The sequence below is a fragment of the Sphingopyxis macrogoltabida genome (assembly GCF_001314325.1).
Taxonomy (GTDB): Bacteria; Pseudomonadota; Alphaproteobacteria; order Sphingomonadales; family Sphingomonadaceae; genus Sphingopyxis; species Sphingopyxis macrogoltabida.
The window spans coordinates 3,521,684-3,541,603 of the sequence record NZ_CP009429.1; the positions used below are offsets into that span (position 1 = coordinate 3,521,684).

Genomic DNA, 19,920 nt, shown 5'->3' on the forward strand with positions numbered 1-19,920 from the left:
CGAAGCGAAGGAGACGAACATGGCGGCGATCGTCGTACAGACCATCGAGCGGGCAGACCCTGCAGTCGTCGACGGACTGGGCGCGGCCGGCGTCGCGACGGTGCACGAAGCCCAGGGTGGTATCGGCCTGCTCGCGCACCATATGCGCCCAATCTATTCCGGCGCCCGCATTGCGGGCAGCGCCGTCACCATTTCGTCGCCGCCGGGCGACAACTGGATGATCCACGTCGCGGTCGAGCAGTTGCAGGCGGGCGACATTCTGGTCCTTGCGCCGACGAGCCCCTGTGTCGACGGCTATTTCGGCGACCTGCTGGCGACGAGCGCGATGGCGCGCGGTTGCCGCGGCCTCGTGATCGACGCGGGTGTCCGCGACGTCCGCGACCTCACCGAAATGGGCTTTCCCGTCTGGTCCAAGGCAATATTCGCGCGAGGCACCGTCAAGAATACGCTGGGATCGGTCAATGTGCCGATCGTTTGCGCCGGTGCCGCGATCGAGCCCGGCGACGTGATTGTCGCCGACGATGACGGCGTGTGCGTGGTAAAGCGCGGCGATGCAGCCGCGGTCCTTGCAAAGGCGCAGGCGCGCGAGGCGGCCGAGGAAGACAAGCGCCGACGGCTTGCGGCGGGCGAACTCGGCCTCGACATCTATAGCATGCGACCCCGCCTCGAAGAGATGGGCCTCAAATATGTCTGACCAAGCCCTCTCAGGAAAAGCGGGAACCGCTTTTCCGCCCGGAGAGGGCGTCCACCAAGATGCCGTACGCTGCATGTGGATGCGCGGCGGGACGTCAAAGGGCGGTTATTTCCTGAAGCAGGACCTGCCGGCCGATACCGCCGCGCGCGACGACTTTCTGCTCCGCGCCATGGGATCGCCCGATCCGCGTCAGATCGACGGCATGGGCGGCGCCGACCCGCTGACCAGCAAGGTCGCGGTGGTGAGCCGGTCGGACCGCCCCGGCGTCGACGTCGATTATCTGTTCCTGCAGGTCTTCGTCGATCAGGCGATCGTTACCGATGCGCAGAATTGCGGCAACATCCTTGCCGGTATTGCTCCCTTCGCGATTGAACGCGGCCTTGTGACTCCCGCGAACGGGCAGACCCGCGTTGTGATCTTCATGGAAAACACCGGTCAAGTCGCCGTCGCGACGGTCGAGACGCCGGGCGGGCAGGTACGGTATGACGGCGAAGTAGCGATCAGCGGCGTCCCGGGAACCGCCGCACCGATCCCCCTCGCCTTTCGCGATACCGCAGGCTCGTCATGCGGCGCGCTGCTCCCGACCGGCAACGGCGCCGATACGATCGTCGGCGTTCGCTGCACGCTGATCGACAACGGCATGCCCTGCGTCGTCATCGCTGCCGCCGACGTCGGCATCACTGGCTATGAAGACCGCGAAACGCTTGAAGCAGATGCCGCAATGAAGGCGAAGGTTGAAGCGATCCGGCTGCAGGCGGGGCCGATGATGAACCTTGGCGACGTCGCCGAAAAATCGGTGCCCAAGATGATGCTCGTCGCGCCGCCGCGGGACGGCAGCGCGATCGCCGTCCGCTCGCTGATCCCGCACCGCGCCCATGCCTCGATCGGCGTACTCGGCGCGGTGAGCGTCGCGACCGCCTGTTTGATCGAGGGTTCGCCCGCCGCCGCAGTCGCGGCGGTGCCCCCCGGCGTCAGCAAGACGCTGGGCGTCGAGCATCCGACAGGCGTCACTGAATGCGTCGTGACGGTCGATGAAAAGGGCGCGCCGGTCGAGGCCGGGATGCTGCGCACCGCGCGCAAGCTGATGGACGGAGTGATATTCGCATGAGCACCGACGAGAACGGCCGCATCCGGAGCTGGACGCTGACCCCGTCGACGCCCCGATATAGCCCGCCTGCCGGCGCGGTCGATGCCCATTGCCATGTCTTTGGCCCCATGGCGCGATTCCCCTTCAGCCCGAAGGCCAAATATCTGCCACAGGACGCCGGGCCGGACGCGTTGTTCGCGCTGCGCGAAAAGCTGGGTTTCGCACGCAGCGTGATCGTCCAGGCAAGCTGCCATGGCACCGACAATGCGGCGACGCTGAACGGCATCGCGGTGTCGGGCGGCACCTGCCGGGGCGTCGCGGTGGTCGATCCCGCGATTTCCGATGCGGATCTCGACATGCTGCACGCGGGAGGCATCCGCGGCGTGCGCTTCAATTTCCTGAAGCGGCTGGTCGACGATGCGCCAATGGATAAATTCCTTGACATCGCCAAGCGCATCGAACGGCTCGGCTGGCATGTCGTCGTCTATTTCGAAGCCGACAGCCTGGACGAGATGCGGCCCTTTCTTGCCGCCATTCCCGTCCCCATCGTCATCGACCATATGGGGCGGCCCGATGTGACGCAGGGGCGGGAGGGCGCGGATATGTCGGCGTTCCGTACGCTGCTCGACGGCCGGACGGACATATGGACGAAGGTGACCTGTCCCGACCGGCTCGATCCGGCGGGCGCGCCCTATGCCGACTTCGTGAAGGCGGTGCGCCCGCTGGTCGCGGATTATCAGGATCGCGTACTGTGGGGCACCGATTGGCCGCACCCGAACATGGAAACGCGCATTCCCGACGATGGCGGGCTGGTCGAGGTGATCCCGCAGATCGCGCCAACCGCGGCGCTGCAGCACAAGCTGCTAGTCGCCAATCCGATGCGGCTCTATTGGCCCGAGGAAGACTGAGTCGCCGCGCCGCGGCTGCCGAAGATCGACCAGCCTGTCTGTTCGGTAAGGAGCTGGAGCGCGCGGACGCCCAGCGTCGAATTGCCATAGCCGTTGAGGCCGGGCGACCGCACGGCGATTGAGGCGACGCCGGGAACGACGGCTAATATGCCGCCGGAAATACCCGACTTGGCAGGAATCCCGGCACGAAAGGCAAAGTCGCCCGACTCGTCATACATGCCGCACGTCAGCATCAGTGCCAGGATCCGCCGCGCGCGCCGTTCAGAAACGACGCGGCCGTTCGGCATCCGTCCGCCGCACATGAGAAAGCGGCCCGCGCGCGCAAGCTGGCAGCAATCGAGCATCGCTGCACAATAATGCACATAGGTTCCCAGCACTTCGTCGACCCCGTGACGGAGGTTGCCGAAGGCATCCATGAAATAGGCGAGCGCGCGGTTGCGGCCGCTCGCGGCCAGTTCGGATCGGGCGATGTTCTGATCGACGAAAATCGACAAATCGTCGGCCAGGAAGCGGAGGAAGCGGATGAACTCACCGATCGCTTCCTTGGGCTGATGCGGCGACAGGTTAAGGTCGGCAAGCGCGATGGCGCCCGCGTTGATGAACGGATTGCGGGGTATGCCCCCTTCACGCTCCAGCTGCACGATAGAATTATAGGCAGTACCCGACGGCTCGCGGCCGAAGCGTGCCCATAGCTGGTCGCCGATCCGCCCGAGCCCCAGCGTCAGCGCGAAGACACTGGAGATCGACTGAAGCGAAAAAGGCGTATCAAACGCACCGGCCGACACCATCGAACCGTCCGGCATAGCGATCGCGATGCCGATCGTTCGAGGATCGGCGCGCGCGAGTTCGGGAATATAGGATGCCGCGACGCCTGCATCGGCGTCGGCGACGCATTGTGCGACGACATCTGCCGCAAGTTTTTCAAGCTCCGCGCAGTCCATGACAGCTCGCTCTGGTTTGCGGCAAGAAACGGTCCCGCCGAACGCCGGGATCAAACCTAGTCCTGGTCGAGCACCACCGGCCGGCCATCGCGCTTATAAACGATCCCGCCCTTCATGACGAAATGAACCTTCTGCATCACCCGGATATCCGCGATCGGGCTCGATTCCACCGCGATGATGTCAGCGAACCGGCCGGCCTGGATGCTGCCGACATTGTCGCTGTCGCCCAGCAGATCCGCCGCATTCTTCGTCGCCGACAGGATTGCCTCGCCCGCGCCGAGGCCATTGTCGACCATCAGCGGAAATTCCATGGCGTGGTCGCCCTGCCCCAGGTCGGTGCCGTAAGCGATCCTGACGCCTGCCTTCACCGCATAGGGGAACTGCTTTTTCGGCAGCAGGTCGTTGGCGAGTTCCTTCTCCACCGTCCCCGGGCGCAGCTTTTCCGGATGCTCGACCGCGGCCTTGTAATAAACGTCGAAGACGCTGAGCGTCGGGACCAGATAGGTGCCACGATCCTTCATCAGCCGATAGGTTTCGGCATCGGCAAAGGATCCATGCTCGATCGAATCGACCCCCGCCGCAACGGCCGACTTGATCGCCGCCGGCGGATAGGCGTGCGCCGCGACCTTCATTCCCAGGCTGTGCGCGGTGCGGACGGCCTCGGCGATTTCGGCGTCAGTCATCGTCTGGTGCGTGGGATCGTCGCCCGCAGATCCGATGCCGCCCGACGGCATGAGTTTGATCGCCGTGGCCCCGCGGCGATAATGCTCACGCACCCGAAGGCGCGCCTCGTCGGGCGAATCCACGATGCCGTTCGTCCATACCGGGTTGGAAAAGGCACGGTCCAGGCCCGTCCGGTAATCGCCGTGCCCCGCGGTCGGCCCCAGCGGCTCCAGCGCCACCCACAGCCGCGGCCCGGGCATCAGACCCGCGTCGATCGCTTTGCGCAGAGACACGGTAGCGTCACCGCCGCCCACGTCGCGCACGCTGGTGAACCCCTGTAACAGCATCGCGCGCGCGTTAACCGCCGCGGAAAAGCCGCGGTCGATATCATTCTGAGTGAAGGCGCTACCCATCGCGTTAGTGACGCCCGGAAGCGCCATGCCCAGATGGACGTGGCAATCGATAAGCCCCGGGAGAACCGTCGACCCCGACAGATCGATTACCTCAAAACCCGGGGGCGTGACGAAGCCACTTTCGATCTTGACAATGCGGTCGTCGCGGATCGAAATCGATGCTGGTCCCTTTTCCAGGGCCGTGACGCCGTCGATCAGGCGACCCGCGTGGATCACGAGATCGCGTGCGGAAGCCGGCATCGCCAGCAAGGCGGTGACCGCTATCGCGGCGCTGCAAGCAAAGCGCATTTTTCCCAGCATCGAAAGCCTCCATGTCCACGCCATGTTCGCGCGCGCCGACGGCAACCCGGGCGCTCCATCAAAAAGGCTATTCCGCACCCAATGGGGTCACAAGCCACGAACCGGAAAGTGAACTTCGAGTCATCGGCATTTTTTGTGCGCAAACCGGCGTTCATATCTTTCAAAAATGTGACGCAGGGGAACGCTGTGCACATCGGCCGGCGGCGGCCGTACTGACGGCGACGCCAAAAAACCGCTATCAAGGGGGGAAGTTATGACCAAATCAAATTCCAAACGGCAATCACTATCGATCGCCAAAATCAACCGGATGCCGCTCTTGGCACTCGGCCTTTGCGCCGTGATCGCGCCGTCGCAGGCTTATGCCCAGACCGAACCAGAGAAGGCGCCGCAGGAAAGCGCCGCAGATCAGAGGGACACCGACATCGTCGTGACCGCCCTTCGGCGCGAAACAACGCTGCTGGAGACGCCCGCCGCGATCTCCGCCTTTGACGGCGAGGCACTGGCCGAAACTGGATCGACCTCCATCCGCGACTTCGCTGCGCGGACGCCCAGCCTGCGGCTGGTCGACAACGGCCCCGGCCGTAACCGCATCTCGATCCGCGGCATCGTATCCGCCGGCGAGGCGACCGTCGGAACCTATTTCGACGATATTTCGATCCCCGGCTCGCTTGGCCCGGCGAGCGATCCCGGCGGCCGCTCTCCCGACCTCAAGCTTTTCGACATCGAACGCGTTGAAGTGCTGCGCGGCCCGCAGGGCACGCTCTATGGATCGGGGGCGATGACCGGTGCGATCCGTTTCATCAACAAAAAGCCGTCGATGGATTTTGAAGGCCGCGTCGAGGGTAATGTGCAGACGACGCGCCACGGCGAAGCGAGCTATGGCGTGCAGGGCATGGTCAATGTTCCGGTGGTCGACGATCTGATCGCCGCGCGCCTTGTCATGTATAAGCATGACGTTGGCGGCTATGTCGATTATCCGGCCCTGGGCCTGAAGAATGTCAATGGCGCCGACAGCTATGGCGGCCGCCTGCTGGTGCGGGTCACGCCGACCCCGAACCTGACCTTCGACGCCGGGGTCTATATCCAGCGCATGGACTCGGCGAATTCGATCTACACGCCGGCCCTCGGGAAATTCCAGTCCGAAAGCCGTCTGAAACAGCCGTTTTCGGACGACATGGATATTTATAGCGGGACGGTGAACTGGGACGCCGGGGCCGTAAACGTGACCGCGATTTCGAGCTATATCGATCGCCGTTCCTATTACACCTTCGACGACACGGTCTATCTGGAGAGCCTAAAGTCCGACTTCGGCTGCATGTGGATCCGGCAGCAGTTCGCGCGTCCCTGCACGGCGCCGGAACTCACCGACTTCTCGAACTATGTCGACACGTTCTTGCCGTCGCTGGTCGCACAGCCGATGACGACGAAGAGCTTCATCAACGAGTTCCGTCTCGGTTCGCAGAATTCGGGGAAATTTGCCTGGACCGCCGGCATCTACCGCGAAACCCGCAAAGATGGATTGGTCAGTAAAGACATCGGCGTCGATCCGGTGACCGGCGAGGCCTATTTCCCGGAACGCATTCCGACCAGCCGTTTCGTCAACCAACGCTATGTTCAAACGGCCTTTTTCGGCGAAGCGACCTTTTCGCCGACGGAGCAGCTGGACCTCACGGTCGGCGCGCGGCGCTATTCCTACAAAAAGCGTATCACGGGCGCGGTGACAATCCCGTGGGATCTTCTGGCGGCGGTCGCGACGCCTCCCACGACCTTCCGGACGAGCGAGAAGGGCTGGGTTCTCAAGGGCAATATCTCGTACAAGCCCACCGACGGCACGATGATCTATGCCCAAGCTTCGCAGGGCTTCAGGCCGGGCGGCGCAAACCAAGTTCTGGGCCTCGCCAGCGCGCTTACGCCGTATCGGGCGGACAGCCTGTGGACCTATGAGCTGGGCGCCAAGACGCAGCTTCTCGATCGCCGCGTTGACCTCAGCCTCGCGGTCTTCCAGACCGACTGGGACGACATGCAGGTCACCGGCGTCCCGGCGAGCGGCGGCTTCTTCCGCTTCCTTTCGAACGCCGGCGCGGCCCGAATCCGCGGCCTCGAAGGCGAGGTCAACGCCCGGATTGGCGACAATCTGACCATCAGCACAAACGCGAGTTATATCGACGCCAAGCTGACCGAAGACCAGCTCAACGCCAATGTCCGTGCGGCAGGCCGGAAGGGCGACCGGGTCCCGTACATCCCGCGCCTCTCGGGCTCGATCAACACCGAATATCGCGTGCCGGTGTCGGACAGCGCGTCGGTCGCGTGGATTTCCAACCTGTCGTATCAGGGCTCGTCCTGGTCGGAATTCCCGCGGACCAGCGCGACGAACGCCAAGCTTCCGTCCTATTGGCTGCTCAACACGCGCCTCAACCTGGAACTGGATGACGCGGCGTGGCGGTTCTCGGTCTTCGTGAACAATGTGTTCGACGTGACCGGCCTGACCTATCTGGCGGCGACCGACGACAGCTATGCGGGACCTTCGGGCACCGCGAGCACGCCGCGGACCATCGGCGTCTCGGTCAGCAGAAGTTTCTGACCGCGGACAACATTCGACAAGTCCCGGTCCTCGGGACAGCTTTCGATAGTCCCGATCCCCCCGTGACGGCGGGGACCTAACACAGCCGATCCGGTTTTGCGGGGACATTCAGGCGGCTCATCGATGTCCGTTCGCGGGCATGGGTGAGCCGCTTCGATCGTCGGGCGCCCCTGGGCAGGGCGCGCCTGCCCGGGCAGGCCCGTGCAACAAGACCCGGAACACACAAGACACTGGGAAAAAGCATGAAAAGCAAGCCGAACTTCAGGCTTTTCGACAAGATGTCCGCGCGCAAGTCGATCGCGCAGATCCAGCACGAGGCCGCGACCAGCCAGCTCGATCGAACCTTGGGCAAGTGGCACCTGCTTCTCATCGGTGTGGGCTGCATCATCGGCGCGGGCATTTTCGTCCGGACAGGCAGCGCCGCCGCGCTTCATGCCGGACCGGCAGTCCTTCTGTCATTCCTGATCGCCGGCGGCGTCTGCGCCTTCGCCGGCTTGTGCTATGCCGAAATCGCCTCGACCCTGCCGGTGTCGGGGTCCGCCTATACCTATGGCTATGCGACGCTCGGCGAATTCGTCGCTTGGACGATGGGGACGCTGCTGCTGCTCGAATATGGGCTTGCCGCCTCGGTGGTGGCGGTGGGGTGGAGCGGCTATGTCGTGAATCTGCTGGCGGACGTGGGCCTTCACATCCCTCCTGAAATTACGGGGCCGCCCGGACAGATGCTGGACCGGGGCGGCACGCCGGTCATGGCGATCTTCAATCTTCCCGCATTTCTGGTCTGCTTGGCGCTCACCGCGCTTCTGACGCGCGGACTGTCGGAATCGGCGAAGCTCAACAATCTGGTCGTCATGATCAAGCTGGGCGTACTAGCGGCCTTTATCATCGTCGGCGCCTTCGTCGCCCTACCCCATATCCAGGACCTCGTGAGCCGCAACTGGACGCCGTTCATCCCGGCCAACCAAGGCGACGGGAAGTTCGGGATCGACGGCATCATGCGCGCGGCGTCGATCGTCTTCTTCTCCTATATCGGGTTCGAGGCCGTTTCGACGGCGGGCCAGGAAGCTAAGAACCCCGAAAAGGACCTGCCCTTCGCGATCATCGGATCGTTGGTCGTCTGCACCGTCATCTATACGCTGGTCGCCGCGGTCATGACGCTGTTGCTGCCCTATGGCTCACTCGACGTTCCCGAACCGGTCGCGCTGGTCGTCGACAGTTTCGGCGGCGGTTGGACGTGGCTCGCGGCGCCGATCAAGATCGGTGCGATCATCGGCCTCACCTCGGTGGTCCTCGTGCTCATCTATGGCCAGACGCGAATATTCTATGCGATGGCGCGCGACGGCCTGTTGCCGCGCATATTCGCGGCCGTGCATCCGAAGTTCCGCACCCCGCACATCAATACCGCGCTGGTCGGCACCCTCACCGCGCTTGCGGCGGGGCTGTGTGATCTCAACCTGCTCGGCGACATGACGTCGGTCGGCACGCTCGCGGCATTCGCGATCGTCTGCGTGTCGGTGATATATCTCCGCCGCGCCGCGCCAGACCTGCCGCGCGGTTTTTCGACGCCCTTCTATCCGCTGATCCCTCTGCTGGGCATCGGGTCGTGCCTCTATCTGATCACCACGGTGCCGTGGGACGTCCTGGCCTTTTTCTTTTGGTACATGCTCGCAGGGCTGCTGCTCTATTTCGTCTATGGTATCCGTCACTCGCATCTGCGGAGCGACGGCGCGGAGCCTTAAGCGGCCCGCTTCACCGCCGCTAGTCTAGGCCGCGGTGAATTCCAGCAGACGGCCCTGCGCGAAAAGGCTGGCCGCCGTTTGCTCGCGTCAGTTCGAACCCGCCTGGGACCAGCCAGGCTTCGGAAATCGAACGCAGGCGATCGGTTTGCGCAGTAGCGTCGGCCCGGCGTCAAAGATATCGACATATCCGTCATAGACAAAGCCTTCGGCCTCCAGCGTCGCCTTTGCTGGACCGATCCTGGATGCGGCACGCCGGTGACGGCCTGCGCCGTTTCGGGCAGCAGCGCGGTATAAATCGGAAACCGCGGCATTAGGTCGATGATGAACTAGTTGCCCTGCGTCGCATTGTGACGGTCGGCGGCCCGGAAATCGCTGCCGCAAAAATTGCGGCGCACCGCCTCCCAGAAAGGCGAGGTGCCCCCGTCGGTCCACCCGCGAAGCTCCACGACGATATCGCGGCCGAAGCCTTCGCGGTGCTGCGCGATGAAGAGATAACGGCTGCGCGCGTGAAGCTGTCCATGCCCGCCGGAGCGTGCCTCCGGATGAAGGAACACGCCGCCCACTTCCGACGCGCCGTCCAGGTCCGCGATTTCATCTGCAGCAAAGCGCGCGAATATAAGGCCGCGCCTTAACTCGGCTCAGATAACTTGGCCCCTATCGAACGTAGCGGCTCGCCCCCACCGTTCAGCGCTTCGCTGGCCAGGTTCACAAAGGCAGAAACCAGCGGGAAAAACTGTGTGTCTTCGTGATAGAGCAGCCGGATATTCGTCGTCTTTCGAATTTCGGCGGGCAAAAGCCGACGCATTTTTCCCGCATCTACCCATGACTGCGCATAGTGATGCGGCAGGAAGCCCACGAAATTACCGGTCAGGATCAGCATCGCGATTCCCTCGGTAAACTGGCCAGTCGCGCTGGCGCTGAGATGAGCGTTATATTCGTCGTGCAGTTCGACTTCAGAATAGGCATGGCGCGCGAACCGCTCGGCATTCAAACGGTCCACCGTCAGTTCGGCGTCGTCGACGTGGAACAACGGATGGCGATCGGAACAATAGAGATAACCGGCTTCAGAAAACATCGGCAGCGACTTGGTTCCGTGCACCTTGCCCCGCTCGGCGGAAAAGCCGATCTGAAGCCGGCGGTTCGCAACCGACTGGTCAATTTCGGCGGCGGAGGCCACAATGATGTTAAGGTCGACCTTTGGATAGGCCTTTGAAAATCTTCCCAGAATATCGATGATCACGGTGCGTTGACTGGTGATCAGCGTGTCGATGCAGCCGATGAACAGCGCGCCGATAGGCTCGCGCTTCAACGCGTTCAGCTGACTGCGGAAACCTTCGATTTCGCCGAACAGGCGCGTGCTCGCGTCATAAATTACCTGTCCCTCGACGGTCAGCGCGAAACCTGATCGCCCCCGGTGGCAAAGCTGAACATCGAGCCGCGTTTCCAGATCCGATATCTGCTTGCTAATCGCCGATTTCGACATGCGCAATTCGACCTCGGCCAACGAAAAACCGCCGCTGTCGGCAACCGCCCGAAAGGTGCGGATCAGCTTCAGGTCGACATCGGAAATCTGCCCCGTGAAGATACGGATGGCCACCGACATTAAGATGCTCCCTTCCGCGGAAACCGATGGCAGTTAATTGACCAGTTCGGGAAACATCAAGAGGTTTATGGATCGCAGCGGCGAAAGATTCCCATGCATTGCCGCCCACGACGCCGCGCGTGATCGCTCCATCGCCGGCGCACACGAAGGGGCGGGGTTCGCGAAACCGATTTCGCGGCGGCGGAGCTGCCGGAAGATGGGGCCCGGCTATGCCCTAAAGATGGGCTGAAATAGCTGCGAGGCCCTGATCGATATCATCGATATTATTATAATAGTGTGGCGAGAAGCGAATGAAGTCGCGCCGGAGCGAGGCGATGACATTGGCTTCCTTCAGCGTCTGCGCGAATTCGCGGCTGTTACGTCCGGGAAAGCGCGCCGCGACGATGGCCGAACGATGGGCCTTGTCCTCCGGGCCGAGAATTTCCGCGCCCAGCCCCTTCAGTCCGTCGATCAAATGATCGGCGATCCGGCGATTATGCGCGGCGATCCGGTCGACGCCGGTGTCCAGAATATGGCGGACGGATTCATAGGCGCCATAGGCGGTCCCATAGGCCATCGTGCCGAATTCGTACCGCTTCGCAGTGTCCGGCAGTTCAAGCCGATCGGGCTGGAAATCCCACATGTCCTTGTGGCTGCGCCAGCCCAATATCCCTGGGTTGAGCTGTTGCAGCGCGGGCGCGACATACATCATGCCGGTGCCGAAAGGTCCGCAGAGCCATTTATAGGTCGAGGTCGCGACGGCATCGACACCCGTCGTCACGTCGATGGGCACCTGCCCCGCCGACTGCGTCGCATCGACGACAAGCAGTGCGCCGTGCCGGTGCGCCGCGTCGGCAAATCGCGCGAGCTCATATACCTGACCGCTGCCCCATTCGACATGGCTGAGCACGACGACGGCGGTATCATCGTCGATCATGTCCTCCAGCGCGTCGACATCGATCGTCAAACTGCTGTCGGCGCGCATCCAGGTCAGTTCAGCCCCGGTGTGATCGCACACGCGCTTCCAGGGATAAATGGTGGAAGGATGCGTGTTGTTCGTCGCCAGGACGCGCCGCCCCTTGGCCGGCATCACCGCCCAAGCCAGCGATTGCATCAACACGGTTTCACTGGAGGCGATGGCGATGCCGTCGGGATCGGCGTTGAACAGGCCGGCGGCCGCGGTGTTCAGATTGTCGAGACATTCGACCTCGGCCTGTTCGTCAAAGGCGATGGTGCCTTCCTCGGCCAACGCGTTCTGCCAACGCGAAATTGCAGCAGCGCCGCCCTTGTGGCTGAGGCCGACCGAAGCGGCGTCGAGATAGACGTGGCGCTCGGCCGGCGGAAAGACGTCGGCCGCGCCGAGGCGAAACGAATTATCGAATGACAAGATGGAAACTCCCCCAGAAACAGGGCAGCCCCCGCCCCGGACAATATGTCGTTATTCCGGCGGTCTAGGGCCTTATCGGCGACGATGCGTCTCGTATCTCATCAACAGAGATTTCTAATCCTGACAACTAAGCCCACCGATATCCCAGCTAGGACGGGCGGGCGCGATCGGGGATCGGCTGCATGGGGAGAACAAAGTGACCAAGATAACGGCTCTTGAACAGATTCTGGTGGCGCTTCCCGATATCGATGTCGTCGGCGAGATCGAGCGCGGCTTTGTGGCGCTGTCCGAAGGCAAGGTCGACGTTCCGCCGGTCGGCGAGCTGCTGTTTCCTGAGGATAATGGCGAGTTTCATATCAAATATGGCGTGGTGCGCGGCGACGATGTCTTTGTCGTCAAACTCGCGACCGGCTTTTTCGGAAATGCGGCGCTGGGGCTGCCACCCTTTTCGGGCTGCATGCTCATCCTTTCCGCCAAGACCGGTGAAGTGCTGCACATCCTCCTCGAAGAAGGCGAACTGACCAATCACCGGACGGCTGCGGCCGGCGCCGTCGCGGCGCGCCATCTGGCGCCGCCACGCGTCGATGTGATCGGCATTTGCGGTTCGGGCGTGCAGGCACGCCTGCAGGCCGATTATCTGCGCCAAGTCACGCCGTGCCGAACGCTGCTGCTGTGGGGCCGCGATGCCGGCCGCGCAGCCGCCGCGGTGAGCGATATCGAACAGATGGGCTTTGACGCCCGCATGGCAGCGAGCGTCGAGGAACTGGCCGCTTCCTCGCAGCTGATCGTCACGACGACGCCGGCGGACGCACCCTATCTGCTGTCCAACTGGGTCAAGCCGGGTACGCACATCACCGCGATGGGATCGGACACGCCGCACAAGACCGAGATCGACCCCGCGATCCTGCGCCGCGCCGGGCTGGTGGTTGCCGACAGCATCCCACAATGCCTGCTGCGCGGGGAGATCCGCGCTGCGATCGAAGCCGGCGCCATTGGCCCGGATGATGTCGTAGAGCTAGGCTCGCTTATCGCGGGCAAAGCAGGCCGGCGCACACCCGACGACATCACGGTGGCCGACCTAACCGGCGTCGCCGTTCAGGACATCATGATCGCCAAAGCGGTCGTCGCTCGTACAAGCTGACGGATTTAGCCGCCCTCCCACGCCGGAACGTCCGAGGGGTCGAACTGTGAATCCGGCCGGCCGGAAGATAATAGAGCGTTAGCAGCGCGCCGTTCCGGACCTCCGGATAGTGCCGCGTCCCGGGCGCCGCGCACACCCAGCCCAGCCCCTGCCAGTCGTCCGGTCCTGCAAGCTCTGCCCCCTTGTCGATCGGGATCACCAGATTGATCTCGCCATAGGGATGGCCGTGATAATGGCCTGCAAAGATCGTGTCGGTGCCATCCTCGCGTCCGGGCACCCCGTCGCCGTTGTTGCTGTCGATATACACCGCCGAAAGACTGAAGAAGAAGGTGTCGGCGCTGGGCGGCGCGATCGGCTGCCGTCGGTAATAGGGGCCCGTCACTTCGTCGGCCGCGACCCATCCTTCCTCGAACCCCTGCCGCGCCAACGCGACGATCGCGTCGAAAGGCATCGTGCCAGGGCCATGGTTCCCATTCAGCCAGTGCCGAAGCTCCTCGTCCGGCGTGCGGTCCCGGATTTCCTCGAGGAGCAGGATATTGGCATCAATCAGCCGCTGCAGGTTCACATTCATCGCTCTCACCATCGACCTGAAATTCGCCGCATATCGTCTATTGCGGCCCAGAAAAGATGCACGCACCAAACTGGCACATCGGACCCGCGCCGAGAATTGTAATATCGGCAATGCCCTAGTGCATCGCCTTCAACATTCGCGCGCCCACCGCGCCGTCAATCGACGATCAGCACATCCACGTCGGGCTCGGCGGTATATAGCCGCTCAACGTCCGCTGCGCGATTGGCGAGGATCGCCCGCTGGTTCAAATAACCCTTTTCGGTGATCTCCCCCGCCGGCACCGACGGCGGATCACTTTGAATCAGGACGCGCTGAACGCGTCGCGAGGATCCGCCCTGTCTGTGGTTAAACAACTTCAGCTTTTCGCACAGCGCCGCAATGCGGGCGGCGTCGCCCGCCACCTCCGGCGTCACCCACAGCAGCGCGCCGACGAACGGCCGGTCGCCGCCGGTGACGGCCGCGTCGATGATGTCGGGGCTTCCCGCCGCGATCATCGCAGTGCGCAGCGGGCCGACCGACACCCACGTGCCGCTGGAGAGCTTGAAATCCTCCGAAATCCGGCCGTCGAAAACGATGCCCTGCCTCAGATCGGCGGCATCGAGGAGGCGCGCCGCATCGCCAAGGCGGTAAAATCCTTCCTCGTCAAAAGCTTCGCGGTCCGGCTGTGCGCGGCCGAGATAGCCGGTCATCACCGATGGCCCCATAATCCGGACCTCCAGCTTGTCGGCAACGGGCGCAAGCTTGAGCGTCACGCCAGGGATCGGAAAGCCAATGAAGCCGACCTTGTCGGTCGCCCAGCTGACCGTCGTGACGGCCTGGACCTCGGTCGAGCCATAGGAGGTGACGAAGGGAATGCGGCGTCCGACCGCGACGACCGCCAGCCGCTGCAGCCGGTCGGCAACGCTTTGCGAGAGCGCCGCGCCGCCATAGGCCATCCAGCGCAATCGCGAGAAAACGGCCTTGGCGGCTTCCGGATCCCTTTCCAGCGCGCTGGCGAGCATTTCGAACGCGATCGGCGCCGACCCCATGGTGACGGGGCGCAGTTCGACCAGGTTGCGCAGCGTCGTCGCAAAGGCATCGCCCACCGGGCGTCCTTCATCGAGGTGAAGCGTACCACCAGCCCAGATATTCTGGTTAAAGGTGAGATTGCCGGCGCTGAGATGGCTCCACGGCATCCAGTCGAGCGCGAAGGGCGGAATGCGCTCGGCCGGATCGGCGAGCAGCCCGGCGTAGCCCGCGAGCGTCGCCGTCATCATCTTGTGCGTCTGTGGCACGGCCTTGGGCATGCCCGTGGAACCCGAGGTGAACATATATTTCGCGACCGTGTCGCCGCCGATCGAAGCCAGCGCGGCATCCACGCCGGCGTCCGCCGCCCCTTCGACAAGCGCCGCAAAGGGAATGATCCCCGGCCCGCCACCTTCGGCAGAGATGACCTCAAGGTCGGGATCGAGGCTGCGAAGCTCGCGGATCGCGCCTTCGAATGCGGCGGCCGACTGAACGAAGACCAGCCGGGGCCGGATTGTCAGGAAACAGTGTCGCAACCGCGCGAAGTCACTCGACATCGCGCTGAAGGCTTGGCTGAGCGCGGTGCACACCGTCGACGAATAATAACAGGCCAGCATCAACGTCGCATGCTCGATCGAGTTGCCTGACAGAACCATGACACCGCCCGTTCCGGGCATGTCCTGATCGATCAGCCATTGCGCCGCCGAACGGGCAGAGCGGCGCATATGGCCATAGGTCGGACCTTGCCACGCCCCATTGGGGCCGCGGCGGGCGAGGAACGGCCGGCCCGGATGTTCGGCGGCGCGCGCTTCGAAAAGATGCCCTATCGAGGGCGGCACGTCGGCGGGCGCATAAGGCGTACGCAGCAATATGCTCCCGTCGTCGCGGTGTTCGATATCGAGCGCGAGCGGCCGATAGGGCATCTCGGCCATCGGCGCGTTGGCCACGTCTTCGTCTTCCATCTGCATTACCGCCCCTCCCAGGCCGTGTCGCGCCGCGGGATCGGCACCGAAAGGCCGATTGCCATTTCGCGCCGCCTTTCCCGCATCATGATCAGAAGTCGGAGAAATATTCGCGGTGCTCCCAATCGGTCACCGTTTCCTCATAGCGCGCGACCTCGGCCATTTTGATGTCTGAGAAATAGTCTACGAACTTCTGCCCAAACGCGTCGCGGACGAAGGGATCGTCGCGCAGCGCGGCGACGGCCTCGCGCAGCGATTTGGGAAGCAGCGTCGCATCGGTTTCGTAAGGCGAATCCGCGGGCGGGCCGGGATCGATCGCCAATTCGATCCCGTTGAGCCCAGCCAATATCTGAGAACCCATATAGAGATAGGGATTGGCTACCGGTTCGCCGATCCGGTTTTCGATTCGCGACGCCGGGTCGCCCGGGCTACCGAGCACGCGCAGCATGACGCCACGATTGTCACGGCCCCAGTTCACCCGGTCGGGCGCGAGCGAATAGGAGCGGTAGCGTTTGTATCCGTTGATCGTCGGCGTCGAAAAGACCGCTGACGCGCGGGCGTGCTTCATAAGTCCGCCCAGATAGTTCATTCCCAGCGGCGATAGATGACTGCCTTCTTCGGTCGGCATGAACAGATTGGTGCCGTCCGTTCGGTTCACGAGCGACTGGTGAAGATGCCAGCCCGACGAAATGACGTTCGGCATTTTGGGACGACACATGAAGGTCGCGTGATAGCCGTGTCGATGGCAGATCTGTTTCACCGCACTGCGGAACAGCACCATATCGTCAGCGGGGTCCATACCGACGCCAGGCTTGAAGGTGAATTCGCACTGGCTGGGACCGAATTCGACCTCGATGGATCGTAGCGGCAGGCCGAGCGCCTCGACATCGCGGCGCAGGATTTCTAGCACCGGCTCGATCTGGTCGAACCGTTGTTCGGTCAAATATTGATAGCCGGTGTTGAGCAGCGCCACTTCGGGTGGCCGACCAGGCTGCCCCGCAGCTTCGGCGCATATGTCGCCGTCGATCCGCTTGAACACATGAAATTCTACTTCGAGCCCGGCAATATAGTCGGCGTCTATGCGCCGGAGCCGATCGAGCGCCTGACGATATTGGTACCGTGTCGACAGGGGAACCGGGCGACCGTCGCGAAAATAAAGGTCGCAAAGCATCCATGCCGTTCGCGGCGCCCAGGGCAGCATCCTGAATGTCGTCGGATCGGGAACCATGATAAGGTCGGCAGCGCCCTGAAACTCGCTCTCGCCGAGCCCGCCACCCGCCATGAAGACCGGAAAGACCGTCTTATGCGATGTGTCCTTGAGCAGCAGCGTCGACGTCATCGTGCAACCGCCGCGAAATACGCTGGCGCATTCGTCGGCGGTCAGCGTCTTGCCGCGCAGCAGGCCGTGCTGATCGGCAAAGGACAGGCGCAGGGTGTCGGCATGCTCCCTGCCGCACGCCCTCAACACCTCGGTCGCCGCCGCCCGCTGCTCACTGCTCCAAAGATCATTGTCGGCAATAAAATCCATTATCAATCCCATCCCGATTCTGCGGGTAAGTGTCGCATGCCGGCCTTATGCGGAGGCGTCCGCCCCCCGGCCGGACGCCTCCGCTGCCCCTCGCCCCGATTCAATGTCGCCGTCCCGCCTCGCGCTCGTCCGATGCAGCGAAATCAGGCGTCCGCCAATTGCCAAGGCGCCCTGGCCTTGCGGTCCTGTTCCGCCACGCGCCAATTATCCTGCCAGCCGTCCTTCGGTACGACGACGTCGATACTCGCGGGGAGATCCATTTCGCTGAGATCAAGCCCCGTCATGATCGGTCGCTCGCCCGCCTGCGCCTGCTTGATCGAGCGGATCAGCAACTTTCGATAGACGAAGATGCATTTGTCTGACGTCCCAAGATGCTCCTTGGTCCGATCCTGGATCCTGCCCTGCGATTCGACCGCCCACTGGTCGTGGACATTGATGTCGTGGCCCATGCCGGTGTAGGTCGACGCCGCCTGCTCGTCCGCGTCGAAGCCATAGTCGTTCGACCGATCGCGGCGCGAGCGATAGTCGGGCAAACTATAGAGTTCGAGGCGCTGGGCCCGCATCGTAGCCTTGTCCATCGGTTCCTCGTAGCTCGTGAAGATCGCGAACCAGTAGGTGTTATAGTCGTCGACCGGCAGATGCCATTGGGTGATCGTCACCGTCGGGCTCATCGGGATGACGAAGGCGTTCGGAAAAAAGAGATTGGTGACGCGTACATGCGCCGTCTGTGCATCGAGCTGACGCGTGGTGTCGATCCGGAAGCCGAAGTCGGTCGATTGCGTCGCGATGTCGGGCTGTTCGAACTCGCGCAGCACCTTGGTGATCGGGATTTCGGAATTGGCAGATACGTCGCGGAACTGCTTGCCGAAGGAATCGTCCGGATTCTCATCCTCGAAGAATCGATGCAGAAATGAGGCATGACAAGGATCGATGCCCACTTCGAGCGCCTGCAACCAGTTGCATTCGATCAGCCCCTTGAACGCGAAGGTATAAGCCGGGTCGGCGGTAAAAGCGTCGATCGGCGGCAGCGCCGGCGGCTTCCCTTCGCCAAGATAGGCAAAGATGATGCCCGACCGCTCGACGACGGGATAGGAAGGCTGGCGGACGCGCGAGCAAAGCTTGCTTCCGGCCGGCTCGGCGGGCGTTTCGACACAGCCGCCTTGCTGATCGAACATCCAGCCGTGGAAAGTGCAGCGCAGCCCCCCCTCCTCGAGCCGCCCGAAAGCTAGGTCAGCGCCGCGGTGCGGGCAATTGCGGTCGAGCAGGCCATAGCCGGCGTCATTCTTGAACAGAACATATTCCTGACCGAAAGCCCGGACCGCTTTTACCGCGCGCTTCATGTCCAACTCGTCGACCAACGCGATAGGCTGCCAATACATACGGAGCAGATTCCCTGCGGGCGCATCCTTCGCGACGCGCGTGATAAAGTCGTTTTCTTGGGCGTTCATATGGCCTCCAGCCGAATCTTAAATGTTCGATGAACGAACAGATAGAGGATAAATGACTATTTGCGCAACGACTTTGGTACGCCTAGAGGGATTGCGTATGGAAACTGATGTTGCCGGAACACGATAAATCCATGGATCACAGCCGGGTGCATCATGCCTAGGACCAGTCGTACCGCCGAGCAGCGCGAAGCGCTGGACGCGCTGGGGCCAGATTTTCTGGAAGGCACGGCGCGCAGCTTGCGGATATTCACGCTGTTCGGCGGCACCAATCGTCGCATGACGCTTAGCGAAGTGGCGAAGGCCGTCGGCATGTCGCGCGCCACCGTGCGGCGGACGCTCTACACGCTGGCGGCACTCGAATATCTCGATGTAGAGGGCAATACCTTTGGCCTCACTCCCAAGGTCCTGTCATTCGCCGCCGCCTATCTGACGTCGGACATCGTGCCGACCGTCATGCAGCCGCTCGTCGACAAATTGTCGGCGCAGCTGAATGAAGCCTGCGGCGCGGCCGTCCTGCAAGGCACGCAAACCGTGATGATCGCGCGCGCCAGCCCGGTGCGCGCACTGACCCTCGACCTGCGCGTCGGATATGCGCTTCCCGCCTATTGCTCGTCCGTCGGACGCATTCTACTGGGCGGGCTCGACCCCGCTGACCTCACCGAAATGCTAGACCGGTCGGACCTCCTCCAACTGACGCCCGATACGATCATCGACAAGGAAGTGCTCAAAGCCCGGATTATTGCCGATCGCGAGCAAGGCTATTCGATCGTCGATCGCGAAGTCGAACAGGGCTTTCGTTCGATCGCTGTGCCGGTCCGCCAGATCGACGGCAAGGTTCGCTGCGCCCTGCATGTAGGAGTCCACACCGAACGCGCGACGATGGGGCAGATGATAGACCGCTTCCTTCCGTTGCTGCGCGCCACCGCGCAAGAAGCGCAGGGGATGCTGATCTAGCGCCGGTCGCCACTCC

15 protein-coding genes and 1 pseudogene are annotated in these 19,920 nt (G+C 62.9%); 7 read left to right on the plus strand and 9 right to left on the minus strand.

The annotated features are described in order from the left end of the window. Positions 1–19 precede the first annotated feature (19 nt). The 3 genes from LH19_RS17250 (at position 20) to LH19_RS17260 (ending at position 2,689) form a co-directional block, all read left to right on the plus strand. Complete coding sequence (locus LH19_RS17250) at positions 20–694, plus strand: 4-carboxy-4-hydroxy-2-oxoadipate aldolase/oxaloacetate decarboxylase (protein ID WP_054730698.1); 675 nt, start codon at positions 20–22, stop codon at positions 692–694. Between the two features lie 73 nt (positions 695–767). Then, positions 768–1,802, plus strand: coding sequence for a 4-oxalomesaconate tautomerase (locus tag LH19_RS17255; protein WP_054730701.1), 1,035 nt, complete (start codon positions 768–770; stop codon positions 1,800–1,802). Continuing rightward, the gene (locus LH19_RS17260; RefSeq protein ID WP_054730704.1) at positions 1,799–2,689 is read left to right on the plus strand and encodes an amidohydrolase family protein; all 891 of its coding nucleotides are present in this window, start codon (positions 1,799–1,801) and stop codon (positions 2,687–2,689) included. Before LH19_RS17255 ends, LH19_RS17260 begins: the two co-directional genes overlap by 4 nt. On the opposite strand, the gene LH19_RS17265 is transcribed toward LH19_RS17260, so the two are convergent. Beyond that, positions 2,668–3,630, minus strand: coding sequence for a glutaminase (locus LH19_RS17265; RefSeq protein ID WP_054730707.1), 963 nt, complete (start codon positions 3,628–3,630; stop codon positions 2,668–2,670). The two genes, LH19_RS17260 and LH19_RS17265, sit on opposite strands and share 22 nt — an antisense overlap. Before the next feature lie 56 nt (positions 3,631–3,686). Continuing rightward, complete coding sequence (locus LH19_RS17270; protein ID WP_054730710.1) at positions 3,687–5,006, minus strand: metal-dependent hydrolase family protein; 1,320 nt, start codon at positions 5,004–5,006, stop codon at positions 3,687–3,689. A gap of 253 nt (positions 5,007–5,259) precedes the next feature. Between LH19_RS17270 and LH19_RS17275 the strand changes: the two genes are divergently transcribed. Continuing rightward, a complete protein-coding gene (locus LH19_RS17275; protein WP_054730713.1) occupies positions 5,260–7,587 on the plus strand; it encodes a TonB-dependent receptor in 2,328 nt (775 codons plus the stop codon). A gap of 242 nt (positions 7,588–7,829) precedes the next feature. After that, a complete protein-coding gene (locus LH19_RS17280) occupies positions 7,830–9,326 on the plus strand; it encodes an amino acid permease (RefSeq protein ID WP_082395838.1) in 1,497 nt (498 codons plus the stop codon). 87 nt (positions 9,327–9,413) lie between these two features. On the opposite strand, the pseudogene LH19_RS29490 reads toward LH19_RS17280, so the two are convergent. The 3 genes and pseudogenes from LH19_RS29490 to LH19_RS17295 all read right to left on the minus strand — a co-directional run bounded on the left by LH19_RS29490 (position 9,414) and on the right by LH19_RS17295 (position 12,295). Next, positions 9,414–9,889 (minus strand): annotated as a pseudogene (locus LH19_RS29490) (arginine N-succinyltransferase). A gap of 65 nt (positions 9,890–9,954) precedes the next feature. Further along, entirely contained in the window at positions 9,955–10,929 is a 975-nt protein-coding gene (locus LH19_RS17290) for a LysR family transcriptional regulator (protein ID WP_054730720.1), read from the minus strand. 214 nt (positions 10,930–11,143) lie between these two features. Further along, the gene (locus tag LH19_RS17295) at positions 11,144–12,295 is read right to left on the minus strand and encodes an aminotransferase class V-fold PLP-dependent enzyme (RefSeq protein ID WP_054730723.1); all 1,152 of its coding nucleotides are present in this window, start codon (positions 12,293–12,295) and stop codon (positions 11,144–11,146) included. 196 nt (positions 12,296–12,491) lie between these two features. Here LH19_RS17295 and LH19_RS17300 point away from each other — a divergent pair, with 196 nt between their 5' ends. Continuing rightward, entirely contained in the window at positions 12,492–13,436 is a 945-nt protein-coding gene (locus tag LH19_RS17300; RefSeq protein ID WP_054730726.1) for a Rossmann-fold NAD(P)-binding domain-containing protein, read from the plus strand. Here the strand turns inward: LH19_RS17300 and LH19_RS17305 are convergent. From LH19_RS17305 to LH19_RS17320, 4 genes are all read right to left on the minus strand, one after another. After that, positions 13,399–14,007 carry a 4-hydroxylaminobenzoate lyase gene (locus tag LH19_RS17305; protein ID WP_082395844.1) on the minus strand — a complete coding sequence of 203 codons (609 nt, stop codon included), beginning with the start codon at positions 14,005–14,007 and terminating at the stop codon, positions 13,399–13,401. The two genes, LH19_RS17300 and LH19_RS17305, sit on opposite strands and share 38 nt — an antisense overlap. A 155-nt stretch (positions 14,008–14,162) precedes the next feature. Continuing rightward, positions 14,163–15,980, minus strand: coding sequence for an AMP-binding protein (locus LH19_RS17310; protein ID WP_201258371.1), 1,818 nt, complete (start codon positions 15,978–15,980; stop codon positions 14,163–14,165). Between the two features lie 85 nt (positions 15,981–16,065). Then, positions 16,066–17,502 carry a glutamine synthetase family protein gene (locus LH19_RS17315; RefSeq protein WP_054730728.1) on the minus strand — a complete coding sequence of 479 codons (1,437 nt, stop codon included), beginning with the start codon at positions 17,500–17,502 and terminating at the stop codon, positions 16,066–16,068. Between the two features lie 143 nt (positions 17,503–17,645). After that, on the minus strand, positions 17,646–18,950 hold the full coding sequence (locus LH19_RS17320; RefSeq protein WP_054730731.1) for an aromatic ring-hydroxylating dioxygenase subunit alpha: 1,305 nt from the start codon (positions 18,948–18,950) through the stop codon (positions 17,646–17,648). Positions 18,951–19,103: 153 nt separating this feature from the next. Between LH19_RS17320 and LH19_RS17325 the strand changes: the two genes are divergently transcribed. Then, complete coding sequence (locus LH19_RS17325; RefSeq protein WP_054730734.1) at positions 19,104–19,904, plus strand: IclR family transcriptional regulator domain-containing protein; 801 nt, start codon at positions 19,104–19,106, stop codon at positions 19,902–19,904. Positions 19,905–19,920 lie beyond the last annotated feature (16 nt).